An 8,843-nucleotide genomic window follows, 5' to 3' on the forward strand; every position below is an offset into this window, starting at 1 on the left:
CGTATTGGGGGGCAACCTGATTCGACGGGGCCTGTTCTAGCCCGGAAATCTCACCGACGGAAGAGAAACAACCCCTCTCGGGACAGGGGGCAAGAGCCGCCGAGCCCTTGCTCCACGCCCGGCACGAGAGGCCTACCATGACCACGGCGGCCTTGCGCTTGGCGGTCCATCGCTTGATCGGGTTGTCGTCGCTCATCCTGTCCTCCTGATGGCTGCACTATAGCCTGTGCAGCTCAGAAGGGGGTCACTTCAGTTGATCGTTCGCTGACCGCACTGCTCGATACGCACCTAACCATTGCAGCGGGAGTCCAAGTGGACATGCTGCCACCCGTTTCGATGGTCTCACAACATCATTTTCTCTTCATAATACATTAATTATTTTAGGATAAATCGTCCGGAACTTTTTCCTCGCCTTCTAATGAATATCCTGGGATGCCATCTTTCTATAACCCATATCCCAGCAGCCAAGTCGGCAACCAAGTCGAGATGGATGGGAAGTAGGCGATAAGCAGCACACAAGCAAAGAGGGCCACGAGATAAGGAATGACCGCCACCGACAGCCGTTCGACAGACACCGAACCGATTCGCGACGCCACAAATAGATTGACCCCGAGCGGTGGTGTCGACAAGGCTATCTGATTGGTCAGCACCAGCACGATGCCGAAGTGAATCGGGTCAATGCCGACCATATTGATGATGGGCATGAGCACGGGAACCAGAATGATGATCGTCGAGATGGTTTCCATGAACATCCCCAGGACGATGAGCACCGCCACGATCATCAGCAGAATCATGAACGGATCACTGGAAATCCCCAGCACCAGCGATGCCAAGCGCTGGGGAGCTTCTTCGAGTGTCAGAATGCGGCCGAACAGTGACGAGGTCCCCACGATCAACAACACGGCACCGCTAATCAAGGCTCCTTCCAGCAAGGATTTGTAAACCGCTGTCAAGGTCAACGCCCGGTTGATCACGAAGCCCACGAAAAGTGCGTAGGCGATCGCCAGCACGGAGGCTTCAACGGGAGTGGCGAAGCCCGTGTAGATGGAGCCCAGGATGACAAAAGGCGTAGCCAGGGCAAAGAAGCTCTTCCTGCACGACCTCAGAAAGTGCAGCAGATTGAACTTCGGGGTATCTTCATTGATACCGAAACCATTCCGGCGGGCCAGCAGCCAAGCTGTCAGGCACATGCTGAAGGCCACGATAAAGCCCGGAAGGAAGCCAGCCGTGAACATGGCAGTGACGGACACATTGCTCAAGATGGCATAGATGATCATCGGATTGCTGGGCGGAATCAGCAAGCCGATGGTTCCTCCCGAAGAGGTCACGGAAGCCGCATACTCACGGCTATAGCCACTACGCAGCATGGCAGGCACCAGAATGGTACCAACCGCCGCCACGGTCCCCGGCCCCGAACCGGATATGGCCGCGAAAAAAGTACAGGCCAGGATGGCCGTGATACCCAGACCGCCATAGGTGCGGCCCACCAGTTGCTTGACCACGTTGACGATTTGACCGGTGATATTGCCATGCTCCATGAGCGTCCCAGCGATCACGAAACAAGGAATGGCCAACAGCGGAAAAATATTCAAGCCATCGAAGATGGTGTTATGTATGACCGACATCGGCAGGTAGCCACCATGAATCAGGGCCGCGGCCGAGGCGATGGCCAGACTCATGAAAATGGGCATGCCGATGGCGAACAGCAAGGTCAATGCGAGCAGGACAACCGCAAGTACAGAGATTTCCATGATGCCCCCTCATTGATTGTAAGTGTTGTCGAAAAGCTCGTGCAAAGTCCCGGCAATCATTCGCTTGAGATAGCCCTCGATGATGCGCCAGCTCATCAGCAGAAAACCGAAAGGTACGATCATTTCCACATAGCCACGGGCGATACGCAGAGTCGGGGATATTTCTGGAAACAACAACCCACTCTGAATGACGTTCCAGCTCAACCAGGCAAAGTAGAGATTACAGACCACCCATAGCGCATCCGTTGTCATCAGTAGTGCAAGACGTGCCTTCACTGGCATCAAGCCATACTGCGCCGAAATCCTGACATGCGCATTATGCTTGGCCACCAGTGCGGCTGCGATGAAAACCGTCCAGATGAAGGCATAGCGGCTCAGCTCCTCCGTCCATGCCATACCCGTGCCACCCACCCAACGAAACCCGACTTGCAGCATCAGGCAGGCGACCATGACTGACATACAGAATGCACAGAACAGCTCTTCAAAATTGCCATATGCTTTTCTGGCGACACCGAGAAGTTTCATAGCCACCTGCCTTTGCTTTTCATTATGATTTACTGCCCCATGATCTCCAGGGCTTCGTTGATCAGCGCTTCACCTCCCACATGCTCATGGAACATGGGCCAAATGGAACGCGCCCGCTCTTGCCATACCTCCTCATCTTGAAGTTCGCTAAGCTGCATGCCCTGCTGGAGGCTGGCTTCGAGTGCCAGCTGCTCCTGTTCGGCGGACCATTGCCAGACATGACGGGCCGCTTCACTGGCAGCACGTGACACAAGCTCCTGTGTAGCCTCGTCGAGCCCCTGGAACCAGGCCTCACCCACCAGCACGGGACCGACCCAGAGCAGATAGCTCAGCTCGGTGACGTGGCTTTGCACCTCCCAGAACTTCTGATCGCGGTTGACGGAGTGGGGGTTTTCCTGACCGTCGATGACGCCCTGTTGAAGACCGCTGAAGGTCTCGGTCCAGGCCAGGGGCAGCGGCTCCACGCCCCAGGCCCGGAACGTTTCCATCTGCACCTCGACCGGTGGTGTCCGGACCCTGAGCCCTTGAAGGTCGTCGATCGTTTCGATCGGCTTCCGCGAGTTGGTCAAGTGGCGATAGCCGCCGATCAGCCAGGAAAGTGGCCGTGTACCGCTCTGCTGGGCGATTTCATCGGCCACCTTGGCGTTGAATTCCTCATGCTCGAACAGCGTATAGGCATCCTCGATGTCCGGGAACAGGTAAGGCAGGTAATAGATATTGGCCTTCGATGCGAAGGGCGTCAGGTTGCCGACGGCCAGAACCGCCAAGTGAATCTCCTGGGTGCGCAGCTGCCTGACATTGGCCTGCTCATCCCCCATGGAGCCGCCATAAAAGGTTTGCACCCGGATATTGCCTTCCGACTCGGATTCGACAATCTCCTTGAAGTAATTGATGGCCTCCGTATGCAGGCTACCTTCCGGATTTGCCGTGGCCGCCCGAATGGTCATGTTGGGATAGTCAGCCGCCCAGGCGGAGACGGCGAGAGACATCAATGAAGTTGATAATATGGCAGTAATGGCGAGTTTCATGACGTTGCCCCTTGTGTTTGTAGTATGCGAAACCGCTCGACTTCCTGGCATGTCTGCTACTGTCTCGCGATCAGAATCGAAAAACCCACCTCCCGCTTTGCCCCAAGACGATTCGTTTTCCCCGAAATCGCCCAGCACCTTGGCTTGGCGACCATCAAGGCTGAAGAATGACCTTGGCAGCCGAGATGCGCCCGGCCACCAACTCTGCGAAGGCCTCCGCTCCCTCGTCGAGCCGCCGGACCTCGACCCAGTTCGTCTCTCCGAGCGCTCCCGAATCCAGCAGTTCGACGGTGGCCCGCAGATCCATGGGCGTATAGGTGTAGGCGCCCAGGAAGGTCACTTCCTTGAGGGTGATGGCACGCACGTCGAGCCCGCCCTCGTTGTCTTGCAGGCCGAGGTGCATGATGGCCCCGCCCGGCCGCACGGCGCGGGTCGCCATGTCGCGGGTCGCCGCGGCGCCCACGCAATCGAAGACCGCCCCGAAGGCGTCGGCCTCGGGGGTTTCATCCCGGGGATCGAAGACCTCCAGGCCGGCCTGCTCGGCGGTACGGCGACGCAGCGGATTGGTATCGGCGAGCTTGAGGCGTCGCACCCCCTTGTAGCGCAGGATCAGGGCCGCCAGCAGACCGACCGCACCGGCGCCGATGACCAGCACCCGGTTCTCGGAGAGCGGCCGCGACAAGACCTGCTCGAGCCGGTTGATGCCGTGCAAGGCGGTGGCCGCCGGCTCCGTCAGGGCCGCGGTGACGGCGGGCAGGGAGTCGGGCAACTCGATCAGGCAGTGGTCGGGAATCGTCAGTGTCTCGGCGAAGGTGCCGGGGCGGGTCATGCCGATCATGGTCCGGTTGCTGCACAGGTTGTGGCGGCCTTCCAGGCAGTAGTCGCAGCGGCCGCAGACGATCAGCGGGTTCATGGTCACCCGCTTGCCGGCCAGGGCCCCCTCCACCACTTCGCCCGCGGCCTCGTGGCCCAGTACCAGCGGCGGCTGGCGACGCGGATCGTGGCCATGATAGGCATGCAGATCGGAACCGCAGATCCCCGTGGCCTGGATGCGGACCCGCGACTCGCCCGCCACCAGGGGTGGCTCCTCGGTATCGCGCAGTTCGAGCCGCTCGGGCCCGATGTAATAGAGTGCTTGCATGAGGCTGTCTCCTCGGGGGTAAGGACTCACTTGGCGGTGAAGCCGCCGTCGACGTAGAGCGTCTGCCCGGTCACATAGCCGGCGGCCGGTGACGCCAGAAAGACCGTGGGACCGGCGATATCGGCCAGGGTGCCGTTACGGCCGATGGCGGTTCGCTCGGCCAGGACCGCAGCCGACGCCGGGTCCTCGAACACCGGTGCCGTGAGCTCGGTGGGGAAGAAGCCCGGGGCGATGGCGTTGACATTGATGCCATGCCGGGACCAGGCCTCGGCCATGGCCCGGGTGAGCTGCACGATGCCCCCCTTGCCGGCGCCATAGGGCGCGCTGTTGGGGAAGGCCCGCTGCGACTGCAGCGAGGCGAGGTTGAGGATGCGCCCATAGCCCGCGTCCCGCATGCCGGGCACCAGGGCCCGGCTCAGGAAGAAGGGGGTGCCCAGATGCAGCTGCAGGGTCAGCTGCCAGGAGGCCAGGTCGACCTCCTCGATAGGCTGGCGCAGGTTGACGCCGGCCGCATTGACCAGGATGGTCACCGGTCCGAAGGGCTCGGCCGCGCGGCAGGCGATATCCTCCAGGGCCTCGGGAGCGGCGAGGTCGGCGACCAGGGCGGCCGCCTGGCCGCCCTCCGCCGCCATGGCCGCCACACTCTCTTCCAGGGCCTCGCGCCGCCGGGCGGCTACCACCACCCGGGCGCCGGCGCCGGCCAGGGCCTCGGCCATGGCGCGCCCCAGGCCGCTGCTGCCGCCGGTGACCAGGGCCACCCGGCCGTCAAGATCGAAGCGAGGATGCATCTCACACCTCCTCGGCGATTACCAGATCGAAGGCCTCGTCCGGGTAGTACTTGGCCAGGCGTACATCCCCGGTGCGGGCGTGCCCTTCCATGCCCTCGCAGCGCGACAAGCGGGCGGCGGCGGCGGCCACGCTGCGCGTCGCCTCGCGGCTCTGGCGCTGGTAGGTGACGATCTTGAGGAACTTCTGGGCGCACAGCCCGCCGGTGTAGCGGGCCGCGCCCTTGGTCGGCAGGATGTGATTGGTGCCGGAGCACTTGTCGCCAAAGGCCACTGTGGCCTCCTCGCCGACGAACAGCGAACCGTAGCTGCCGAGATGCTCCATCCACCAGCCCAGATCCTCGGCCTGCACCTCCAGGTGCTCGGAGGCGTAGCGGTCGCTGACCTCGACGACCTCCTCCCGGGTGTCGCAAAGAATGATCTCGCCATAGTCGCGCCAGGCCGCGTCCGCCGCCTTGCGCTGGGTCTCGGGCAGCGCGGCGATCAGGCCGGGCATGCGCTCGGTGACGGCATCGGCTAGCTCCCGGGAGGTGGTGAACAGCCAGGCCGGGGAATCCGGGCCGTGCTCGGCCTGGCCCACCAGGTCGGCGGCGACGATGTCGGGGTCCGCGCCATGGTCGGCGATGATGCCGATCTCGGTGGGGCCTGCGAACATGTCGATACCACAGCGGCCGAAGAGCTGACGCTTGGCCTCTGCCACGAAGCGGTTGCCGGGTCCCACCAGGATATCGGCAGGCTTGCCGGTGAAGAGCCCGAAGGCCATGGAGGCGATTCCCTGCACGCCGCCCATCTGCAGGATGGTGTCGGCGCCGGCCAGGTCCATGGCGTAGAGGATCGCCGGGTGGATGCCCTGCTCGTCGCGCGGCACCGAACAGGCCACCACGTGCTTGACACCGGCCACCTTGGCCGTGGCCACGCTCATGATCGCCGAGGCGATATGGGCGTAGCGCCCGCCCGGCACGTAGCAGCCGGCAGTCTCCATGGGAATCAGCTTCTGACCGGCGAACAGCCCTGGCGAGAGCTCGGTCTCGAAGCCCTGAATGCTGTCCCGCTGGGCGGCGGCGAAGCGGCTCACCCGCTCGTAGGCGAAGTGGATGTCCTGCTTGAGCTGCTCGGGAACCTTGGCCTTGGCCGCCTCGATCTGCTCGCGGCTGACCACGACGTCCCCTTCCCAGCCGTCCAGGGTTCGGCAGTACTCTTTTGCCTTGGCCTCCCCCTCGACTTCGAGCTCCGCCAGCATCCGGGACACGATCTCTTGCGTCTGATCGTAGCCGGTGGACGCGTTCATCTCGGCCTTCTTGTAGTAGCTGATTGCCATCTTGTTTTCCTCTTGCTGTGATTATTGTGCTTTGCCTTGCCCGCAGTATGTAAGCGCTTACAATTTTGATTAAGCAGTATCTCCCTTGCGTGACTTGTCCTTCTAACAACCAAAATGCTGCCAACAATCCAGTATTGTAAGCGCTTACATCATTATGCTTAAAAGCTAGCCCCCACCCCATGGCTTGTCAAGAAGAAAAATTCTCTGGATGATAGTTTTGTCCATGACAGCGCCGAGGGGCAAGAAGCCATGCACAAAGCCACCCAGCGCACGCTGCTGGAAGACGTGGCGCGGGAAGCCGGTGTGTCGACGGCTTCGGTGTCGCGCGTGCTCAATCATGCCCCCAATGTCAGCGAGCGGCTGCGCGAGAAGGTAACGGCCGCCATCGACCGGTTGGGTTACGTACCGGATGGTACCGCTCGGGCTCTGGCCTCACGGCGCATCGGCGCCATCGGCGCCCTGGTCCCCACGCTGGACAACCCCATTTTCGGCGCCATGATCGACAGCCTGGAGCAGCGCCTCAAGCGGCATGACTGCCGGTTGCTGATCGCCACCTACCGCTACGACCTCGATGACGAACTCGAGGCGCTGCGCACCCTGATTCAACAAGGCGTCGACGGCCTGGTGCTGATCGGTCACGACCACCGCCCGGCGGCCTTGACGACCCTGCAACGACGACAGCTCCCCTTCCTGACCTGCTGGCACGCCGAGGAGGACCCCGACTGGCCCTGCATCGGCTTCGACAATGCCGGCCCGGCACGCGCCTTGGCCGAGCACCTGCTGATGCTGGGGCATCGCCAGCTGGCGGTGGTCAGCGCACCGGTCGACAGCAACGATCGCGCCCGCGCCCGTCTCGAAGGCTTCCGCCAGGCGGCCGAGGCGACCGGGTGCCCGGTGCCGCCGGAGCGGATCGTCACCGTCGAGTACGGCATCGCCGAAGGCTGTCAGGCGTTCGAGAGCCTGATGAGGCAGCAGCCTCCGCCCACGGCGATCCTCTGCGGCAACGATACCCTCGCCTTCGGCGTCATGCTGGCCGCCCAGCGTGCCGGCATACGGATACCGGAGGAGCTCTCCATCACGGGCTTCGACGACCTGCCCCAGGCACGCTTCATGTCCCCGCCGCTGACCACGATCGCAGTACCCGCGGCCGAGATCGGTCGCCGGGTGGCCGATGCCTTGATCGCCCGCATCGGTGGCGAGACCACGCCCCACCGTCAGCTGATCGACGCCCCGCTGGTCCTGCGGGCCTCCACCGGCCCGCCTCCGGTTCAACAGCCAAAGCCATGACTTGGCCGGACAACGCGGCCAGACGTCCTTGGTGGAGCCCGTTGCTTGGCCCCCGCCAGGCATTACCGCCACCCGAGAACGTCCAGGCCCTCAGTCGAGCAGCGACAGCAAGTTGTCGATGCTCTCCCGGGAGTCACCGCACCGATGAAGATCCCCAGCACCACCTCGAGCAGGAGGAACAGCAGTTCATCGGGGGCCTTCTCGGCCACCAGGGCGGCAAAGGCCGAAAACTCCTGCTGTCCGGCCTCCAGCGCCTGGGCGGCCAGCACCCGCCGCCGCTCGAGGTCGGCGTTCCAGGCCACGAAGACCGCGGCCAGACCGACGAAGGAGTGCAGCGCCGCGACCAGCTGCGGCATCTCGGTCATGGCGACGCGCTTGGCCACGTGCCAGCCGGCCACCGCACCGATGATCATCATCGGGATCATCCACCAGTAGCCGCCGATCCCCGGCCCGAAGGCGGTGAAGAACACCGCCACGGCCATGCCGACGATGCCGTACCAGACCGCGCGCTTGGCCTTCTCCTGATTGCTCAACCCCCCCAGCGAGAGGATGAACAGTACACTCGCCGCGATCGACGCGGCAGAAACGAATCCTTGCCCCAACATATCTTGTCTCCGCCGCTCAGGATTTCTGGAACATGGCCAGCATCCGGCGTGTCACCAGGAAGCCACCCACGATATTGATGGTCGCGATCAGCACCGAGATCGCCGCCAGTACCCCCACGATCCAGCTACCCGAGCCGATCTGCAGGATGGCGCCGAGGATGATGATGCCCGAGATCGCGTTGGTCACCGCCATCAGCGGTGTGTGCAACGAGTGACTGACGCCCCAGATCACCTGGAAGCCGACGAAGCAGGCCAGCGCGAAGACGATGAAGTGCTGCAGGAAGGACGCCGGCGCCACCTGGCCCAGCACCAGCATCAGCGCTCCCCCCACGCCCAGCAGGGTCACCTGCCGCTTGGTCTGGGCCAGGAAGGCAGCGTGCTCGGCGGCCTTCTTCTCCTCCGG

9 protein-coding genes and 1 pseudogene are annotated in these 8,843 nt (G+C 63.0%); 1 reads left to right on the forward strand and 9 read right to left on the reverse strand.

Annotated elements, in window-relative coordinates:
• The 7 genes from C1H66_RS23075 to hisD form a co-directional block, all read right to left on the reverse strand.
• Window positions 1–196 (reverse strand): hypothetical protein (locus C1H66_RS23075; protein WP_205738682.1); only part of this gene is annotated, 196 nt, incomplete at its 3' end.
• 247 nt (window positions 197–443) lie between these two features.
• A complete protein-coding gene (locus C1H66_RS15965; RefSeq protein ID WP_181423409.1) occupies window positions 444–1,751 on the reverse strand; it encodes a TRAP transporter large permease in 1,308 nt (435 codons plus the stop codon).
• A 9-nt stretch (window positions 1,752–1,760) separates the two neighbouring features.
• The gene (locus tag C1H66_RS15970; RefSeq protein WP_102628873.1) at window positions 1,761–2,276 is read right to left on the reverse strand and encodes a TRAP transporter small permease; all 516 of its coding nucleotides are present in this window, start codon (window positions 2,274–2,276) and stop codon (window positions 1,761–1,763) included.
• A 29-nt stretch (window positions 2,277–2,305) separates the two neighbouring features.
• Window positions 2,306–3,304 carry a TRAP transporter substrate-binding protein gene (locus C1H66_RS15975; protein ID WP_102628874.1) on the reverse strand — a complete coding sequence of 333 codons (999 nt, stop codon included), beginning with the start codon at window positions 3,302–3,304 and terminating at the stop codon, window positions 2,306–2,308.
• 154 nt (window positions 3,305–3,458) lie between these two features.
• Window positions 3,459–4,445: an alcohol dehydrogenase catalytic domain-containing protein gene (locus C1H66_RS15980; protein ID WP_102628875.1), complete on the reverse strand. Its 987-nt coding sequence runs from the start codon at window positions 4,443–4,445 to the stop codon at window positions 3,459–3,461.
• 26 nt (window positions 4,446–4,471) lie between these two features.
• Window positions 4,472–5,233, reverse strand: a complete 762-nt coding sequence (locus C1H66_RS15985; protein ID WP_102628876.1) for an SDR family NAD(P)-dependent oxidoreductase — start codon at window positions 5,231–5,233, stop codon at window positions 4,472–4,474.
• Between the two features lies 1 nt (window position 5,234).
• Window positions 5,235–6,548 (reverse strand): histidinol dehydrogenase, encoded by a 1,314-nt coding sequence (hisD, locus tag C1H66_RS15990; RefSeq protein ID WP_102628877.1) that lies wholly within the window; start codon window positions 6,546–6,548, stop codon window positions 5,235–5,237.
• A gap of 249 nt (window positions 6,549–6,797) precedes the next feature.
• On the opposite strand from hisD, the gene C1H66_RS15995 reads away from it, so the two are divergent.
• Window positions 6,798–7,835 (forward strand): LacI family DNA-binding transcriptional regulator, encoded by a 1,038-nt coding sequence (locus C1H66_RS15995; RefSeq protein WP_102628878.1) that lies wholly within the window; start codon window positions 6,798–6,800, stop codon window positions 7,833–7,835.
• A gap of 131 nt (window positions 7,836–7,966) precedes the next feature.
• Here C1H66_RS15995 and C1H66_RS16000 read toward each other — a convergent pair.
• Together C1H66_RS16000 and C1H66_RS16005 are read right to left on the reverse strand one after the other, a co-directional pair.
• Window positions 7,967–8,440: pseudogene (locus C1H66_RS16000) on the reverse strand (NAD(P)(+) transhydrogenase (Re/Si-specific) subunit beta); the annotation flags it as partial.
• Between the two features lie 16 nt (window positions 8,441–8,456).
• Window positions 8,457–8,843: proton-translocating transhydrogenase family protein (locus C1H66_RS16005; RefSeq protein WP_181423403.1), on the reverse strand; the 387-nt coding region annotated here is incomplete at its 5' end.

It is taken from the genome of Halomonas heilongjiangensis, assembly GCF_002879645.1.
GTDB classification, from domain to species: Bacteria; Pseudomonadota; Gammaproteobacteria; order Pseudomonadales; family Halomonadaceae; genus Halomonas; species Halomonas heilongjiangensis.